9 protein-coding genes and 1 pseudogene are annotated in these 18,524 nt (G+C 61.7%); 7 read left to right on the plus strand and 3 right to left on the minus strand.

From position 1 onward, the window contains the following. Positions 1-56: 56 nt before the first annotated feature. Both ACVIW0_RS07165 and ACVIW0_RS07170 read right to left on the minus strand, forming a co-directional pair. Positions 57-254 (minus strand): annotated as a pseudogene (locus tag ACVIW0_RS07165) (RES domain-containing protein); the annotation flags it as partial. Between the two features lie 15 nt (positions 255-269). Then, positions 270-1,859 carry a Fic family protein gene (locus tag ACVIW0_RS07170; protein ID WP_461351683.1) on the minus strand — a complete coding sequence of 530 codons (1,590 nt, stop codon included), beginning with the start codon at positions 1,857-1,859 and terminating at the stop codon, positions 270-272. A gap of 367 nt (positions 1,860-2,226) precedes the next feature. Between ACVIW0_RS07170 and ACVIW0_RS07175 the strand changes: the two genes are divergently transcribed. The 4 genes from ACVIW0_RS07175 to ACVIW0_RS07190 all read left to right on the plus strand — a co-directional run bounded on the left by ACVIW0_RS07175 (position 2,227) and on the right by ACVIW0_RS07190 (position 6,764). Continuing rightward, positions 2,227-2,433 carry a hypothetical protein gene (locus ACVIW0_RS07175; RefSeq protein ID WP_461351684.1) on the plus strand — a complete coding sequence of 69 codons (207 nt, stop codon included), beginning with the start codon at positions 2,227-2,229 and terminating at the stop codon, positions 2,431-2,433. A gap of 390 nt (positions 2,434-2,823) precedes the next feature. Next, positions 2,824-3,102: a type II toxin-antitoxin system ParD family antitoxin gene (locus ACVIW0_RS07180; RefSeq protein WP_139481374.1), complete on the plus strand. Its 279-nt coding sequence runs from the start codon at positions 2,824-2,826 to the stop codon at positions 3,100-3,102. Between the two features lie 84 nt (positions 3,103-3,186). After that, entirely contained in the window at positions 3,187-3,387 is a 201-nt protein-coding gene (locus ACVIW0_RS07185) for a type II toxin-antitoxin system RelE/ParE family toxin (protein ID WP_461351685.1), read from the plus strand. Between the two features lie 1,253 nt (positions 3,388-4,640). Continuing rightward, entirely contained in the window at positions 4,641-6,764 is a 2,124-nt protein-coding gene (locus ACVIW0_RS07190; protein WP_461351686.1) for a prolyl oligopeptidase family serine peptidase, read from the plus strand. 31 nt (positions 6,765-6,795) lie between these two features. On the opposite strand, the gene ACVIW0_RS07195 is transcribed toward ACVIW0_RS07190, so the two are convergent. After that, positions 6,796-7,014: an Lrp/AsnC ligand binding domain-containing protein gene (locus ACVIW0_RS07195; RefSeq protein ID WP_461351687.1), complete on the minus strand. Its 219-nt coding sequence runs from the start codon at positions 7,012-7,014 to the stop codon at positions 6,796-6,798. A 344-nt stretch (positions 7,015-7,358) separates the two neighbouring features. Here ACVIW0_RS07195 and ACVIW0_RS07200 point away from each other — a divergent pair, with 344 nt between their 5' ends. From ACVIW0_RS07200 to ACVIW0_RS07210, 3 genes are all read left to right on the plus strand, one after another. After that, complete coding sequence (locus ACVIW0_RS07200) at positions 7,359-8,078, plus strand: aspartate/glutamate racemase family protein (RefSeq protein WP_461351688.1); 720 nt, start codon at positions 7,359-7,361, stop codon at positions 8,076-8,078. Positions 8,079-8,701: 623 nt separating this feature from the next. Further along, positions 8,702-9,088 (plus strand): ectoine synthase, encoded by a 387-nt coding sequence (locus ACVIW0_RS07205; RefSeq protein ID WP_461351689.1) that lies wholly within the window; start codon positions 8,702-8,704, stop codon positions 9,086-9,088. After that, on the plus strand, positions 9,085-18,369 hold the full coding sequence (locus ACVIW0_RS07210) for a non-ribosomal peptide synthetase (RefSeq protein WP_461351690.1): 9,285 nt from the start codon (positions 9,085-9,087) through the stop codon (positions 18,367-18,369). Before ACVIW0_RS07205 ends, ACVIW0_RS07210 begins: the two co-directional genes overlap by 4 nt. The last annotated feature ends 155 nt before the right edge of the window (positions 18,370-18,524 follow it).

Here is an 18,524-nt window from a genome sequence, read left to right on the forward strand (position 1 = left end):
CCGTCTAAACCGCCCGCCAGCATTGGCGCAGTTTCATCGGCAAGGCTCAAGAGCTTAGACGCCGGAGGATGAAGACGCGTATCGAGTGCGAAGGCTTCCTGAATGTGCTGCTGGTACGCGCCTGTCGCCTTGGTCGGGTCGAAGATTAGGTTCCAGCTGTAGTGGGACACCGCGCTCGGAATGGCGACGAATTGGTGCTTGTCCAGCAGCGCATCGCCGAACGCCCGCTGTCCTGCGCTCGGAATTCCGGGCCGCGGCTGCCGGCGACTTCAGCGCCCGAACGACGACGGGGCGAGAAGGGACTGCGGATTGTCCTCCGCCTCCCAATAGGACTTCGGCGCCGGCATTCCGTTCCGCCATTCGATCTCGACGGCGGGATCGTACTCCTCCAGCCGCGCATTCACACCAGGCTCGACGAAAGCGCACGTCTTCGCCCATTCGACGATGGCGGCTTCGGGCGAAGACACGACGATTCGCGACGTCAGGTTCTGAGCACGATCGAGCGCGCGTACAATCGCAGAAGGATCGTTCCGGCCCGTGAAGGCGCGTAGACCGCCGATGTAATCGTCCCGGAATACAGTGGGCACGACGACATGCGCCTGGCCGCCGCGCGCGAGCTCAGCAGACATGTGGATGCGGGAAATGCGTCCGTTGCCGTCGTTGAAGGGATGCACCTCCGCGAGCAGGCAGTGCACGAAGATGCCGCGCGCGAAAGGCTCGCGCAGGCCCTGCAGCAGTTCGAAGCCGTGGCGGAGCGTGCCGATGACCTTGTCGGGCGCCACGAACATCGTGTTTCCCGCCATGTTCGCTTCCGTCTTGAAGATCCCCGGCTTGACGTCCGGGCGCTCTCCCATGAGGAGCCCATGTCGCGCGCGCAAGGTGCGCTCGAAGTCCGCGAAATCGTCGGGGAGGCGGATCAGCGACTTCTCGTCGACAAGAAGCTGATAGGTCGAGATGACGTCATGGCTGTCGGCGGCGCGCGCCTTGGGAATCTTGCCCTCGTAGACGATCTGCCGTGCTTCGTCCGGTGGAAATCGGGTGCCCTCGATGTAGTTGGAGAAGTAGGCTTCGATGAATGCCGTGCTCTGCCGCTCGGCCTCCTGCTTCGGCTGCGGCCGGTGCTGGAACGCGACCGTTCCGAGATGAGAGAAGAGCGCATTGAGGCGGTCGGCGCAGGCTTCGTCGATGCCCGCGATGCGAAGCTTGGCCGTCTGCGTCGTCAGGCGCGCCTTGCGCGTCCCGAGCAGGGCGCCCATCATCTTGTCAAGCGCGGCGAACTCCTTGGCTGCGCCGAGCGGCTCCTGCAGCGCCCGGGCTCGGTCACGTATCGCGTTGAAGTTCTCCACACCGCCGGAGTCCAGATGCCGGACGAGAAGCCGTTCGATCTCGTCCTTCCGAAGCGTGCGCTGGACCCCGCCGCGTAGCCTGGAAGCTCCGAGGTTCTCAAGAAGCATCCGCTCCGTCGACGCCACATAGAAATCGTCCGTGATGAACTTGGAGTCGCCGGGCAGCGCCGAGGGCCCCTGGTTGATCCTGATTTCGATGCCCGGAAGGCTGACGGCGTTGCGGGAGTAGGGGCCCGTGAGGAAGATGTAGGCCGGTCCGCCTTGCACTCCCTCTGGTGTCCATGGGCGCATGGTGCCGACGGTGCGGCCAGACACCACGGCGCCGGGGTACATCCGCGCCACGATCTGCCAGAGATTTCGGAGGACGACCTTTTCGATCGGCTCGGACATGTTCGTCGTGTAGACGCCCCGGACGATCTGGCGCGCCTGCCCGGTCTCCGCGAGGCGGCGGATATCCCGGTCTTCCGTCTGGTCGACATTGCCGATCATCCGAATCTCGCCGAACGCCGCCATTGGTATGATCCCTATGCCGATTGCGTCCCATAAGACGCTCCTACGATCTGCTTCTGCCGCTTTAGTCTCATAAGGAGCCAAAATCCGCCGATTAAATCGCATAACAGAGCCCTGAGTTGAAGTCCAGTCTTATGCGACGTAATCGGCAGAAAGTGGGGATTTATGAGACTAAATCGGCAGATTTGGTTTGAGCCAGCGTCGTTATGCGACGGAATCGGCGCCGCGGCGGCGGGCGCATCCCAGCCTGGTTTCGAACTGATGTACCAACACTGGCCTCGACCAGGATCCGGCAAGGGCGACTTGGGCGTTCCAGAGCCGATCGTCTCTCCCCGGAACTTGCGATATATGCGTGATTTTGCAGTAGCTTATGGAGAGGTGCGCCAAGTTTGCAACAACTTGCTCTGGACTGAGTCCTGCCGCCAAGGCCCACGTCTGCCGACCGTCGTCGGGCGGCATCATCGGGCTCAACACCCGCCTCGACACCGACGGCTCGCCGTCGGACCGGCTCGTCATAAATGGAGGTACGGCGACCGGTCACCGGGCCGGATCTTTCTCGGTGGTGCGCTTGTACTGATCCTCGCGGCTGACCGCCAATCTCTGGGCGCCGGCGCGACAAGTCCGGCGGCTCGTCGAGGAGCTGAGAGCCTGGCATCATGGGTATGCCACCGCATCGATCTGAACGCTCTGGCCTCACAACCTCGCTCCCCGGCGCCGGCCTTCCGCCGCAAAATAGTGGGTCTGTGCTCAGCGCATTGCGGGCTGATCCCCTAGGTGGTTGTTCATGCCTCCCACACCAAGTTGGTGGGCGCTAACAAAAAGCGCCTCGGACGGGCTGGGCCAAAGATTTCGTCACTTATCAGCCGTTTGCCCCGCCTCCCACGTGGCTGGAGAACCGAGGCGCGGTATTTGGAAACCTCTTGTGGCTATAGCATAAAGTAATATATTATGAGGCAAGGAGGTGCGTATGGCCACAAGTTATACTGTCGGCAAACACTACGAGAGCTTCATCAAGGATCTCGTCGACAGCGGTCGCTATGCAACCGCGAGCGAAGTGATGCGGGAGGGACTGCGCCTTGTTGAAGAACGCGAGGAGCGTCGCAAGGTGAAGCTTGAAGCATTGCGTGCTGCCATACAGGAAGGCCTTGAAAGCGGTCCGGCCGAACCGTTCGAGCCCGGCGAACTGGTCGAACAAATTAAGGCCCGAGGACGTGAACGGCTGAAAGCCGGGAAGCATGGCGGGTAATCTCACAAGGCGGCCCCAGGCCGAGACCGACCTGGACGAGATTGGCTCTTCATCGCATCAGACAATATCGCTGCTGCAGACCGCTTGCTCGATCGTATCGGCAACGTCCTTCAGATGCTTGCCGAGAATCCACTGGCGGGCCGACAGCGGCCCGAGTTGAGTATGAGCATTCGGAGCTTTCCGGTCGGCAACTACATTCTATTCTACGAAGCGTTTCCCAACGGCGTTGAGATCGTGCGAGTGCTGCACGGTGCTCGCGATGTCACGCCGGAGGATCTCGACTGAGAACTTGCTTTGTCAGCCGTTGCACAATCGCATCTACGATTATGAGGCGCAGGTTGATGTTGCACAGCCGCTACGTGTAGTACTCGTCCCAATTTCAAGGGATCGACCCACTCTGTTCCGTTGAGCTGAATGAAGGTGCCTTTAATATCGAGATGGCTAGCCGACAGGAGACCTGCCTTGGCCGGCGGAGCATCTCCATTGCGGGGCAGTAGCCCTCTCGAAGGCGCGGCGTCGAACGCTTCTTCCGCTGGCCACCCATAGGGGGAATGCATGACAGGGGCGCCTGAACCCATCGGCTGGCGGCTTCGCCCGCACCATCACCGCCTGGCTGCGGCCGAACGTCTGACATGAGTTCCGCGGCGACCCGCTGACGCAGTTTTCCTCCGACACCGGATTCCTTCCGTTCAACTCTAGTCTCGGCGGCAGCTGGGGCGAGCTCAACGCCGGCGTCAGCGGCCACTCAACCGCTTCACCACGCTGTTCGCCAACGCCTTCTACCAGCAGCGCTTCGAAGGCAAGACCTACGCCGATGACGGCAAGCTTGGCATTCCCGTCACTTGGCAAGTCCCGGGTCTGTGTCGGACCATCCTCAGTGACGCCAAAAGAGTCAGGTAGCGTTGTGTCGACAGGGCGAGCGTCTGGCTCATGTCGCCAAAGTCAGAATGCGCTTTGCGATATCGGACACCGGGCTTGCGCCTACGTGGCGACCGCTGAACGTAGGGATGGCAGTTCCAGGACGAATTGCGTCTGGATCATAAGACGAGCGAAAAGGCGGGCTCGCTTCCATTTTCCAGGAGATCCTCTTACTGGCGCCAGAACATCGCTTCGCGGCAGGCCGAACTATGGCGGGTTCAACTCGGCAAAGGCTGGGCCCCGAACGCGCCAACACTCCGGCGGCTAACAGCTTGCGTCGTCTGTCCGAGCGCAAGCGAGAAGCAGCCCGCCGCGATATCGCACTGCCAATTTCCCAGCTCGAACCAGCGGGCTCAAAGGGCAGGCGAGCTGTCTGATGCCGAAACCTTGTCCGGCGAACACCTGATTGTCAGCTTCAGACCCAATGTCGGGAAGCTGACCTGGCGATGCGGTACGACGCGTCAGATACTGCTGTCTTCCGGACGGCATGCTGCTTGCACCGTCGAGGTGCGGGCGGGGCGACATAGTGCGTGCACGCTCAAAACATCAATTTCGCGACCGTCGGCCGGTCGCAAGATTCTGCGGGCTCGCCCTGCGTGCGTCCATCCGAGGAGATGAAAGTGAAAAAGTCCGTTCCGCGCGCTGGGTTGCTCTCGATCATATGTCTGACAGTCGCGCTGCTCCACGGGCAGTCTGGCGCGACGCCGGCGGACGATCCGTTCCTCTGGCTCGAGGAGTCCGAGGGGCCGCGCGCATTGGCCTGGGCCCAGGCCGAGAACGAAAAGACGCTCGGCTCGCTGCAGTCGGATCCTCGCTATGATCGCCTTTATCGGGATGCCCTAACCATCCTCCAGGAAAAACACCGGATTCCGTACGTTTCGCTGGGAGGACGAGGTCTCGAAAATTTCTGGCAGGACGAGAGCCATCTGCGTGGCATCTGGCGGCGCACCACCCTTGAGAGCTATCGCAGTGAGGATCCGCGATGGGAGACCATCCTGGACGTCGATGCGCTCGCTGCCGCTGAGAACAAGAACTGGGTCTACAAGGGGCGCAGCTGCTTTGGGCGCCGCTGCCTCGTCAAACTTTCCGATGGTGGCAAGGACGCCGTGTCCATACGCGAGTTCGATCGTGACGCCAAAAGCTTTGTTGCAGGTGGATTTGAGCTGCCAGAAGGCAAGCAGAGCGTCAGCTGGCTCGATCGTGACACCGTCCTTGTTGCACGTGATTGGGGCGAGGGGACCACGACCGAGGCCGGCTACGCTTTCGTATTGAAAGAACTCAAGCGCGCTCAGCCGCTCGACCAGGCGCGCGAAGTCTTTCGTGGCCAGCGCACCGACTTCGAAATTGTGCCATTGGTGCTTGGTGAAGGGCGGATCCATGTGACCGGCGTCGCCCGTCGGATCAACGGCTTCGAGCGCCAGTATGTGCTGTTCGGGCCTGCGGGGACGATCGAGCTCGATCTGCCGAAGAAGTCGGAGATCGTCGGCATCGTGAGTGGCCGCCTGCTTGTGAAACTGGACGAAGACTGGATGCGTAGCGGCGAGACCAGCTTCAAGGCTGGCTCAATGATCTCGTATGACTTGGCCGAATGGAAGCAGGATCCGCTGCGGGCCAAACCATCTGTCGTTTTCCGGCCCAATTGCCGGCAGGCACTCCGTGGATTTGGCAGCAGCAGGAATTTCCTCGTGCTGACGATTTTAGACAATGTTCAAAGCAAGGCATTCGTCTACAGGTACGATCAGGGCAGATGGCATGCCAAGCCGATCCCGCTGCCGGAGAATGCGAGCGTCAGCCTATCAGCCGTCTCCCAGCAAGCGGACGAGATGATGTTTAGCGTCTCTGACTACCTCACGCCAACGTCGCTTTGGTACTTTGATGCCAAAACCAAACGGCTCGAGCTTTTGAAGACAGCACCTGCGGCGTTCGACGCATCGAAGCATGTCGTCGAGCAGTTCAAGGCGACTTCGCGAGATGGTACGCGGATTCCGTACTTCCTGGTGCGACCCAGGAGCGCAAGATTCGACGGGTCAACCCCGACGCTGCTCTATGGTTATGGTGGTTTTCAGGTTCCGCTTCTCCCCTCCTACGCAGGAACTGTGGGTCGGCTATGGCTCGAACAGGGGAATGCATATGTTGTTGCCAACCTGCGCGGAGGCGGCGAGTTCGGTCCACCATGGCACCAGGCTGGCCAGGGGGCAACAAAGCAAAAGACATGGGATGATTTCATCGCGGTCGCCGAGGATCTGATCCGCCGGAAAGTCACAAGTCCGCGCCGGCTCGGCGTGATCGGCGGCAGTCAAGGGGGCCTGCTGGTCGGGGCCGCAATGACCCAGCGCCCAGACCTCTTCAACGCGGCGATCATAGAGGTGCCGCTGTTCGACATGCTTCGATTCACCCACTTGGGCGCCGGCGCGTCCTGGACTGCCGAATATGGCGACCCGGCCATTCCCGAAAAACGAGAGTGGATCGAGGGCTACTCGCCCTATCAAAAGCTGGTACCGGGCAAGCACTACCCGGAGCCTTTCATTTTTACCTCCACCAAAGACGACCGCGTCCATCCTGCGCATGGCCGCAAGGCCGCCGCGAAGCTTGCTGCGCTTGGCCAACCTTATTTTTACTTTGAGGACCCCGATGGGGGGCACAGCGCCGCAGCCAATCTCATCGAACATGTGCGAAATTTGGCTCTGGAATACACATACGCATCCAGGCGGCTTTCCCCCGAGCCAGCAGGAGCCGCGCCCTAAGTATAGGTAGACGGCACTGTGGTCGTAAGCCTCAGCTCTTCATGCTGGTGAACGAGCTGACGTCAGCAAAGTCGAGACTGGCGATCAGCTTCTTGTAAACTGCATCATAGACCTCTAGAGCCGGCACCGCGAGGCGGAGCAGACTATCGGTTCCGCCGGTTAAGCGAGTGGCTTCGAGGATCTCCGGAATATCTGCAATGACCCGCCGGAAATCCTCCAGCCAGCCATCGAGTTGCGCGACGGCGCACACCTATGAACACACTTATCACTACGTTGGCTTTGCGTCAGTCGACCAGGGCGACGCGCCGATCAGACTGCTGTCCTCCACCGTGCTTGATGCACCGCGCGACAGGCGGACAGCGAAAGGCTCGCTCGATCCGGCAAGCGTCGTCAGGAGGGTGTTGCGTCGAGCTGCAACTTGTCCAGAATCGTTCCGACGACGGCATTGCCCTTTCAGTCGGCTTCGCAGCTCGGATGAGAAGAGTTTTGCCATCGATTTGCATTTTCCAGAGAGATTGCGCCAAACAACTTCGAGATTTATCGCCGAAGGCGCGGTACGCCGGTGTCGCCTTCGCATCAAGTGGAGATCCTAAAGTGCAGCGAACCATTGGGCTGATCGGAGGGATGAGCTGGGAAAGCACGGCCATCTATTACAAGGAAATCAATGAAATCGTCCGTCAGCGCCGCGGCGGTCTCGCCTCGGCAGACATCTTGCTTCGCTCTGTTGACTTCGGCGATATCGTCGCCCTTCAGAAGGCGGGAGAATGGAGGCAAGCCGCTGCTTATCTGGCGAGGATCGCCCGGCAGTTAGTCGATGCAGGCGCCAGCTGCATCCTGATCTGCACCAATACGATGCATGTGATTGCCGACATCGTTGCTGCCGAGCTGAGTGTACCGCTCATCCACATCGTCGATGTGACCGCTGCGGCTCTGCTCGCCGCGTGCGTCAAGCGGCCACTCTTGCTCGGGACACGCTATACGATGGAGCAGCCGTTCTATTGTGATCGCCTGCGGCAGCGGTTCGGCCTGTCGCCGGTCATACCGGCGGAGGACGAGCGGAGGCTGATCCACGATGTCATTTTCGAGGAGCTGTGCTGCGGCACGGTTTCCGATCACTCGCGCCAGGAAGTTCTCGACATCATTGCGCGAGGTCGCGCCCGGGGAGCCGACGCGCTCATCCTTGGCTGCACTGAGATTGGTCTTCTCATCGGTCCCGAACATACACAATTGCCAGTGTTCGATTCGGCAAGGCTGCATGCCAGGGCGGCAGCTGATTTTGCAGAGGGCAGCGGTGGGCTCATGCCGCCTCCCTAAGCGCGCAGCGACGATCGCATCGCCGATCGACGTCTGATCTCGTCCGCGATGAAGCCACCTGGCCTTTGCAGCGGTCTCAACGCGCTGTATCTGGCCGTCTCGGGCAGCGCGCAGCGCATCAAGAACAATTGTTCGCTTGATCTTAGCAGTTTGTCAGATTGGCTTCACTGCCCTGCTGATTTCCGCTCGCTAGCCAGCTGAGACAGTCACCAATTCATCTCTTATCTGCATGCGACCATGGCATGACGTTTGCTGAGTTAGCTGAGGTCGCGGTGCTGTATTCGCGCCGCGAGCAACAGCGAAGGAAGGAAACAACTTGCCAAATCTGCGACCGGAAACGCTTTGTCTGGCCGGCAACATCACCAGCAGCATTCTCGACCCTTCCAACGCAGGCAGCCGCACCACGAAGAATGGGGAACATCAAGGTGGTAGGTGCACCCCTTCGGCTCAGCTGGGGGATACGCTCACGCCGATATTTTTGTCCAGACGCCGGCGAGGGCTCGGTAGGCCTTTAGGGTGTCGCCGTTATTTCGGCAGTGTGCGGAAGTCCCGCTTGCCGGTCAGTACAACAACCTCCAGCTGGCGCAACAATGAATTTAACATGTATCCGGCAATCGAACGCCATGTTTGTGCGTAGCCTGCACGATGTTGAAGCGACCGACCACTTCGTAGATTGGGGCAATGGTACGAGCCACCGCCTTCTGACGGAGAAGGACGGCATGGGTTTTAGCGTCTGCCACACTGTGGTCCGCGCTAACACCGTTTCGCTTCTGCAATACCGGAACCATCTCGAAGCCTGTTACTGCATCGCCGGAGAGGGCGAGGTCGAGGACATGGACGGCAATGTCTTCTCCATTCGTAAGGGCGACATGTATGTGCTTGACAAGCATGACAAGCATCTTCTGCGCGGAGGGAAGGACAAGGATCTGATCCTCGTCAGCATCTTCAACCCGCCCCTTAACGGAACCGAGCGCCACAAGCTCAACGACCCGGCAGGCTCGACATATTGAGCAAGGCGAAGATCGACTGCATGACGCAACCTTTGCAAACTTTGTTACATGGCGTGAGGGCCGATGCGGGGCAGCCGGTCGGTCGCATCAACATTTTGTCGACCGACGAACGCAAATATCTACTGGAGGAGTTGAATCGGACGGCAGCGCCTTATCCGTCGGGGCTGTGCATCCATGAGCTGTTCGAGGCGCAGGTGCAGAAGGCGCCGCAGGCGCTCGCAGTGGTCCATGAGAAGGAGAGATTGAGCTATAGCGAACTCAATGCGCGGGCCAACCGGCTAGCGCATCATCTGATCGAACACGGGGTCAAGCCGGACCAGCCGGTAGCGATCTGCCTTAAACGAAGCGTGGCGATGGTGGTTGGTGTCTTGGCGATCCTGAAGGCGGGCGGCGCTTATCTGCCGCTGGATCCAGCCTATCCACAGGCGCGGCTGCGGCAGATTGTCGGCGATGCAAAGCCGCAGCTGCTGCTGTGCGATTCCGCTGGCCGAACCACACTGGGCGGCGAGGCGCTCGCCAATGTCAGCGTGGTCGATCTGGATACTGGCAGCTGGGCCTGGTGCGAACGCCCTCCTTCGGACCCCGACCTGCGCACGCTTGGTCTCACATCGCGCCATCTCGCCTATGTGATCTACACGTCAGGATCCAGGGGAAGCCCCAAGGGCGTCGAAATGTCCCACGGCTCGCTTGTGAATTCGCTTGCCGGGATTGGCACGTCAAAACTGCGTACACTTCAGTTCGCGACCCTGAACTTCGATGTGTCCTGCCAGGAATTGTTCATTTGTTGGAAGGATGGCGGAGTACTTGTGCTCCTGCGGGAAGAAACCCGGAGACGCTTCTCCGTCTTGCTGGAGTTTATTGAGCGGGAGGCGATCGAGCGGCTTTTCCTCCCATTCGTGGCATTGAATCATCTTGCACAAGTCTGGAGCACGCAGCGCGTGCAGCTGCCCTCTTTAAGAGAGCTTTATACAGCCGGCGAACGATTGCACGCCACTCCGCTGCTCAAGGCGTTCTTCGAAGCACACCCGAACGCGAGATTGATCAATCAATATGGGTCCACAGAAATCAGCGTCGTTTCCGAGCACCGCCTTGCAGCTGATCCGTCATGTTGGCCCGAGATGCCTCACATTGGGCGTCCAATCGCCAACACGCTTGTGTACCTGCTGGACGGTCATGGCGCGCCCGTGCCGTTTGGCGCGGTGGGCGAGCTTTACATCGGCGGGGCGGGAGTGGCGCGCGGGTATTTGAACCGCCCTGAACTGACAGCCGAGCGGTTCATCGCCAGTCCCTTTGTCGAGGGCGATCGGCTGTACCGGACCGGTGACCTCGGGCGTTATCTGCCGGACGGCAATATTGAGTTTTTGGGCCGCAACGACGACCAGGTGAAGATCCGCGGCTACCGCATCGAGCCGGGCGAGATCGTAGCAAAGCTGTGCGAGCACGCCTTTGTGCGCGAGGCGGTGGTGGTGGCGCGCCAGAGCCGCGCCGGCGACAAGCATCTGATCGCCTATGTGGTCTGCACGCCGGAGACCGGCGTCCCGGAGACTGGGGTGGACGAGGGCGATGCAGGCGGGCTTGCGGGCGCCTTGCGCGCACACTTGAGTAGCCGGCTGCCGGACTACATGGTGCCGGCGGCGTTCGTGCCGATTGCGGCGCTGCCGCTGACGCCAAACGGCAAGCTCGATCGGAACGCGCTGCCGGCGCCGGCGGATGAAGCCTATGCGCTGGCGGCCTATGAGGCGCCGCAGGGCGCGGTCGAGACCGCGCTGGCGCAGATCTGGGCCGAGCTTCTCGGTGTCGAGCGCATCGGGCGCCACGACCACTTCTTCGAACTGGGCGGCCACTCGCTCCTGGCCGTGCAGGTGTCGAGCCGGCTGTCACAGGCTATCGGGGTCGAACTGCCGCTGTCGACGCTGTTCGCAAGCCCGGTGCTGACTGACCTGGCGGCAAGCATCGTCGAGCTGTTGAGCCGCTCCGGTCCGCAACAGCTACCGTCGATTGCGGTCGTGTCGCGGCATGAGCCGCTGGTGCTGTCGTTTGCGCAGCAGCGGCTCTGGTTTTTGGCGCAGCTGAACGAAGGCAGCACCAATTATCACATTCCGCTGGCCCTGCGATTGCGCGGGGTGCTTGACCGCCGCGCCTGGCAGCGCAGCCTCGACCGTCTGTTTGCGCGTCATGAGGCGCTGCGCAGTGTCTTTGTCGCGAGGCAAGGCAAGCCCCGCGTTGAGGTTCTGCCGCCGGATGCGGGATTGCCGATAGTCGACCACGATCTTCGGCACAGAGCTGATGCGGAAGCGGCACTTTTGGATCTGTGCCAAGAAGAGGCGCGTACGCCGTTCGATCTTGCGCGCGGTCCGCTGATCCGCGGGCATCTGGTGCGGATGTCGGATGATGAACACGCCTTCCTGCTGACCCAGCATCACATCGTCTCGGACGGCTGGTCGATGGGCGTGCTGCTGCGTGAACTCAGCCAGCTTTACCGGGCATTCGCGGCCGGGCATGACGATCCCTTGCCGGCGTTGGCGATCCAATATCCGGATTACGCCGCCTGGCAACGCCAATGGCTGTCGGGGGAACGGCTGCAGAAGCAGGCGCAGTATTGGCGCCGGGCCCTGGCAGGCACGACCCGTCTTGTCTTGCCGACCGACCGTGCGCGGCCGGCCCAGCAGTCGTTTGCCGCGGCCACGGTCCCGATCGTCATCGATGCGGATCTGACGCGGGCGCTGAAGCGGCTGAGCCGGCAGCATGGCACGACGTTGTTCATGACGGTGCTGGCAGCCTGGGCGGCGGTGCTGTCGCGTCTGTCGGGGCAGGACGATCTTGTGATCGGTGTGCCGAGCGCCAATCGGGGGCATCGCGAGATCGAAGGGTTGATCGGCTTCTTCGTCAACACCCTGGCGCTTCGGTTGGACCTGTCGGGCGAGCCGAGCGTGTCGGAGCTTCTGGAGCGGACGCGGCGCACGGTGCTGGCTGCGCAGGAACATCAGGACCTGCCGTTCGAGCAGGTGGTGGAGATCGTGCAGCCGCCCCGGGCTCTTGATCACACGCCGTTGTTGCAGGTCATGCTGGCCTGGGAGAACCATGCGGTCGGGTCATTGGACCTGCCGGGGCTGAGGATCGAAGCTGTCTCCGAGGCGATCGACCAGATCAAGTTCGATCTGGAACTGAGCCTTGGCGAGCATGGCGGAGAGATCGCCGGAACACTTGGTTATGTCACGGCGCTGTTCGATCGCGCGACGATCGAGCGGCAGCGTCGGTATCTGCTGTTGCTGTTGCGGGCGATGGCTGCCGATGCAGGCCAGGTGGTCGGCCGCATCGACATCCTGCCGGCCGAGGAGCGCAGCTATCTGCTGGAGAATTTGAACCGGACGGCGGCGCCTTACCCTGCAGAGCGGTGCATCCATGAGCTGTTCGAGGCACAGGTGCACAAGGCGCCGGAGGCGGTGGCGCTGATCTGCGAGGATGAGCGGCTGAGCTATGGTGAGCTCAACGCGCGGGCCAACCGCCTGGCGCATCATTTGATCACCCTCGGGGTCAAGCCGGACCAGCCGGTGGCGATCTGCCTGGAACGAAGTCTAAAGATGGTGGTCGGGCTTTTGGCGATCCTCAAGGCGGGCGGTGCCTATCTGCCGCTGGACCCGGCCTATCCCAGCGAACGGCTGCGGCAGGTGGTCGACGATGCCGCGCCGCTGCTGCTGCTTTGCGATGCCGCCGGACGCGCAGCACTCGGCCGCGAGGTGCTGGATGCCGTGACGGTGATCGATCTGGCGACGGCCACACCGGCCTGGGCCGACCGGCCGGATTCGGACCCTGACCCGCGCGCGCTTGGCCTCACATCCAGTCATCTCGCCTATGTGATCTACACCTCAGGCTCAACCGGAACGCCCAAAGGAGCGCAGAATGAGCATCGGGCCATTATCAATCGCCTGATCTGGATGCAAAAAGCCTACGCACTCCATGCGACGGACGTTGTCTTGCAGAAGACCTCATTTGGCTTCGATGTCTCGGCCTGGGAATTCTTCTGGACGTTGCTTGAAGGGGCGAGCCTGGTGCTGGCGCTTCCTGGTGCGCATAAAGACCCTGATGCGCTTGTCAACTTGATAGTCAGCCAACGCATCACCACAGCACATTTTGTACCATCCATGCTGATCAGCTTCATGGACGCGAAGGGTGTTGATCGCTGCACATCGCTGAAGCGTCTCATCTGTAGTGGTGAGGCGCTTTCTGCCGCTCTTGTGCAGAAGGTTCGTCGCGTATTGCCTTGGACTGGTCTCCAGAATCTGTACGGTCCCACGGAAGCTGCTATCGACGTGACGGCCTGGACTTGTCCAGCTGATTTTGATGGATCGGTGGTTCCGATCGGCCGCCCGATCGCCAACACGCGGGTCTACCTGCTGGACGGTCATCGCGCGCCCGTGCCGTTTGGCGCGGTGGGCGAGCTTTACATCGGGGGGGCGGGAGTGGCGCGCGGGTATTTGAACCGCCCTGAACTGACAGCCGAGCGGTTCATCGCCAGTCCCTTTGTCGAGGGCGATCGGCTGTACCGGACCGGTGACCTCGGGCGTTATCTGCCGGACGGCAATATTGAGTTTTTGGGCCGCAACGACGACCAGGTGAAGATCCGCGGCTACCGCATCGAGCCGGGCGAGATCGTAGCAAAGCTGTGCGAGCACGCCCTTGTGCGCGAGGCGGTGGTGGTGGCGCGCCAGAGCCGCGCCGGCGACAAGCATCTGATCGCCTATGTGGTCTGCACGCCGGAGGCTGCCGACGAGGGCGATGCAGGCGGGCTTGCGGGCGCCTTGCGCGCGCACTTGAGTAGCCGGCTGCCGGACTACATGGTGCCGGCTGCGTTCGTGCCGATCGCGGCGCTGCCGCTGACGCCGAACGGCAAGCTCGATCGGAACGCGCTGCCGGCGCCGGCGGATGAAGCCTATGCGCTGGCGGCCTATGAGGCGCCGCAGGGCGCGGTCGAGACCGCGCTGGCGCAGATCTGGGCCGAGCTTCTCGGTGTCGAGCGCATCGGGCGCCACGACCACTTCTTCGAACTGGGCGGCCACTCGCTCCTGGCCGTGCAGGTCTTGGAGCGGCTGCGGCGGCTGTCGCTCGGGGTCGACGTACGCACCTTGTTCGCCAAGCCCGTGCTGGCCGATCTGGCCGCCAGCCTTGGCAGCCATCACGAGGTGGCAGCCCCCGTCAACCTGATCACCGAGCAAAGCATCGCCATTACGCCGCAGATGCTGCCGATGATTGAGCTGACACAGGGCGAGATCGATCGGATCGTCGCCACAGTGCCCGGCGGCGTCAGCAACATCCAAGACATCTATGGCCTGTCGCCGCTGCAAGACGGCATCCTGTTCCATCATCTGCTAGCCAGTCGGGGTGATCCCTACTTGATGGTGTCGCAGGTGGCGTTTGCCGAGCGCGGCCTGTTGGAGCGTTATCTTGGTGCGGTTCAACAGGTGGTGGATCGGCACGACATCCTGCGCACGGCCTTTGTTTGGGAAGGGCTGTCGAGGCCGGTCCAGGTCGTCTGGCGCCGCGCGCCGCTACATGTGAGCGAGGTCGAACTGGACGGCTGCGAAAGCGCCGATTCCGATGAGCTCCGGCGTCGGTTTGATCCGCGCCGGCAGCGCATCGAAATTTGCCAGGCGCCCTTGTTGCGGTTTGTGATCGCGCGCGAGCCGGGCAGCAGGCGCTGGCTGCTCCTGCAGCTGCAGCACCATTTGATCGGCGATCACACGACGCTAGAGGTCATGGACGCCGAGGTGCGCGCCGTGCTGGAGGGGCGCACGCATGAGTTGTCAGAGCCGCAGCCGTTCCGCAATCTGGTCGTGCAAACGCGGCTAGGCCTGAGTGCGGAAGCGCACGAAGAATTCTTCCGAAAGATGCTGGCCGACGTCGACGAACCGACCATGCCGTTCGGGCTAAGCGAGGTCTACGGCGACGGCAGCGGGCTCAGTGAGGCGCATCGGATGCTGCCGCAGGCGCTCAACGCGCGGCTGCGCGAACAGGCGCAGCGGCTCGGGGTGAGCTTGGCCAGCCTGTGCCATTTGGCCTGGGGGCAGGTGGTGGCGCGCAGCAGCGGCCGAGAGCAGGTGGTGTTCGGCACGGTCCTGTTCGGCCGGATGCATGCGGGTGTGGGCGCCGATCGTACAATGGGCCTGTTCATCAACACCCTGCCTGTGCGGCTTGCCCTGGACGAGACGGGGGTTGCGGCGAGCGTGCGCAGCACCCACGCGCAACTTTCCGAGCTGCTGGCGCACGAGCATGCTTCGCTGGCGCTGGCGCAACGCTGCAGCGGCGTTGCGGCGCCGGCGCCGCTGTTCAGTGCGCTGTTGAACTACCGTCACAACAGGCCGGCGGCCAGGTCCGGCTTCGGAGCGGATGATCTGCTGTTGGGCGTGGAATGGCTCGGCGGCGAGGAGCGCACCAACTATCCCGTAAACTTGTCGGTCGAGGATTATGGCGAAGCGCTCGGCCTGACGGCGCAGGTGGCGGAGCCTGTCTCTGCGGATCGGGTCTGCGGCTACATGCAGCGGGCGCTCGAGCAACTGGCGGAGGCGTTGGAGCATTTCCCTAACATGCCGGTGCGCGAGCTCGACATCCTGCCGGCCGAGGAGCGCAGCTATCTGCTGGAGGATTTGAACCGGACGGCGGTAGCTTATCCGTCGGAACGGTGCATCCATGAGCTATTCGAGGCACAGGTGCAAAAAGCGCCGGAGGCGGTGGCGCTGGTCTGCGAAGATGAGCGGCTGAGCTATGGTGAGCTCAACGCGCGGGCCAACCGCCTGGCGCATCATTTGATCACCCTCGGGGTCAAGCCGGACCAGCCGGTGGCGATCTGCCTGGAACGAAGTCTAAAGATGGTGGTCGGGCTTTTGGCGATCCTCAAGGCGGGCGGTGCCTATCTGCCGCTGGACCCGGCCTATCCCAGCGAACGGCTGCGGCAGGTGGTCGACGATGCCGCGCCGCGGTTGCTGCTTTGCGATGCCGCCGGACGCGCAGCACTCGGCCGCGAGGTGCTGGATGCCGTGACGGTGATCGATCTGGCGACGGCCACACCGGCCTGGGGCGACCGGCCGGATTCGGACCCTGACCCGCGCGCGCTTGGCCTCACATCCAGTCATCTCGCCTATGTGATCTACACCTCAGGCTCCACGGGGACCCCAAAGGGGGTCATGATCCAGCATCGGGGGCTGGTCAATCTGCTGTTGGCTCAGGTCGGCCTTTTTCGTGCTTCTTCCAAGAGCCGAGTCGTGCAGTTCGCCTCCATCGGATTTGATGCAAGCGCTTGGGAGCTTGTTATGGCGTTTGGCTCTGGAGCCGCATTGCACTTGCCTGCGGACGAGATCCGCCAAGCGAGTAACAAGCTATCGGATTATCTCCGAAGCGAAGCTATCACCCATGCGACGTTACCCCCCGCGTTGCTACCGGCAAGCAAGAATCTGGGATGTTTGGCTTCGCAAGTTCTCATTCTTGCTGGCGAGCTGCCGAAGGCCGAACTCATCCGAAGTCTTGCCCCGGCATCAATTGTCAACGCTTATGGCCCGACCGAGACAACAGTTTGCGCGACGGTCTGGAATTGCCCGGCTGATTTTGACGGGGCCGTGGTTCCGATCGGCCGCCCGATCGCCAACACGCGGGTCTACCTGCTGGACGGTCATGGCGCGCCCGTGCCATTCGGCGCGGTGGGCGAGCTTTACATCGGCGGGGCGGGAGTGGCGCGCGGGTATTTGAACCGCCCTGAACTGACAGCCGAGCGGTTCATCGCCAGTCCCTTTGTCGAGGGCGATCGGCTGTACCGGACCGGCGACCTCGGGCGTTATCTGCCGGACGGCAATATTGAGTTTTTGGGCCGCAACGACGACCAGGTGAAGATCCGCGGCTACCGCATCGAGCCGGGCGAGATCGTAGCAAAGCTTTGCGAGCACGCCCTTGTGCGCGAGGCGGTGGTGGTGGCGCGCCAGAGCCGCGCCGGCGACAAGCATCTGATCGCCTATGTGGTCTGCACGCCGGAGGCTGCCGACGAGGGCGATGCAGGCGGGCTTGCGGGCGCCTTGCGCGCGCACTTGAGTAGCCGGCTGCCGGACTACATGGTGCCGGCTGCGTTCGTGCCGATCGCGGCGCTGCCGCTGACGCCGAACGGCAAGCTCGATCGGAACGCGCTGCCGGCGCCGGCGGATGAAGCCTATGCGCTGGCGGCCTATGAGGCGCCGCAGGGCGCGGTCGAGACCGCGCTGGCGCGGATCTGGGCCGAGCTTCTCGGTGTCGAGCGCATCGGGCGCCACGACCACTTCTTCGAACTGGGCGGCCACTCGCTCCTGGCCGTGCAGATGCTCAGCCGAGCATTAGAACTTGGGCTGAGCTTTGGCGCTGCCGATCTCTTCCGAACCCCTGTTCTGAAGGAGTTTGCATCAAAGATTCATGTGGAGCCACAGCCCAGTAGCCGAGGCGTGCTTTCCGTTCGATCGACCGGATCGCAGCCACCGCTCTTCTTTGTCCCCTCAGGTTTTGGGGATTATTCCTATGTCTTCGGTTTGGTGGCGGAAATGGATGTAGATTGCCCGGTCTACGCTCTGCCATGGCCGCCCTTCAATGACGTTTGCTCACCCACTCTTGAGGCGATGGCCGCAGAGGTGATCCGTGCGATTAAAGAGATCCAGCCACGAGGCCCATACCGCTTTGCTGGATACTCATCAGGTGCAATTCTGGCCTATGCAATTGCCGCGCAATTCCTGAGCTTCGACGAAGTTGTATCATTCATGGCGTTCATCGATGTTGGTTTACCTGCAGATTTTTCAAACGCATCACATATCAATTTGGCTCTAGAATTCGTTTTTGAGCGTTGCAGAATCTCGCGCGATGAATACGGCGAGGCTTTCGAAGGATGCACGGAGCAATGTTCCATTTCTGAGTTGCTCGAAAAGGCGCAGCAGATAGGAGCGTTACCTCCAGACCACGATCTCCACAGCGATGTTTCGACGTATCAAAGGGCCGCAACATTTCACCGGGCGCTACAATCGTACCGAGTGCCGTCGCTCCCGATCGAGATACATCAGTTTTATGCCAGTGAGCCTCTTGTCAGCCCTGGGGTACCATCTAACGAACAACTGCATCGCAAGGCAAACTCGCCAAAGAAGGGTTGGGACTTGGTTTTGGATGCTGCGGCCATTCATGCGGTGCCGATGCCAGGTAACCACACGACAATGGTGAGCAATCCAGAAAACCGGCAAGTTCTGGCTCGGGCCATCTCAAGAGCGCTAAGCGGAACTCCTAAATAGACAAGGATTTTCTCTCGAAAAGTTTAGGTTTCGAAGGTCAGTCTCAAGCCCCAAAATACCCTCAGATTGGCAAGCGGCTCGGTTGTCTAGACTTCGGTCTCGCTGCAAAACCACCGAGACTCTAACTGTCCCCGGATCAAATTCAGGCGCAGATC

This window comes from Bradyrhizobium sp. USDA 4454 (assembly GCF_054822705.1).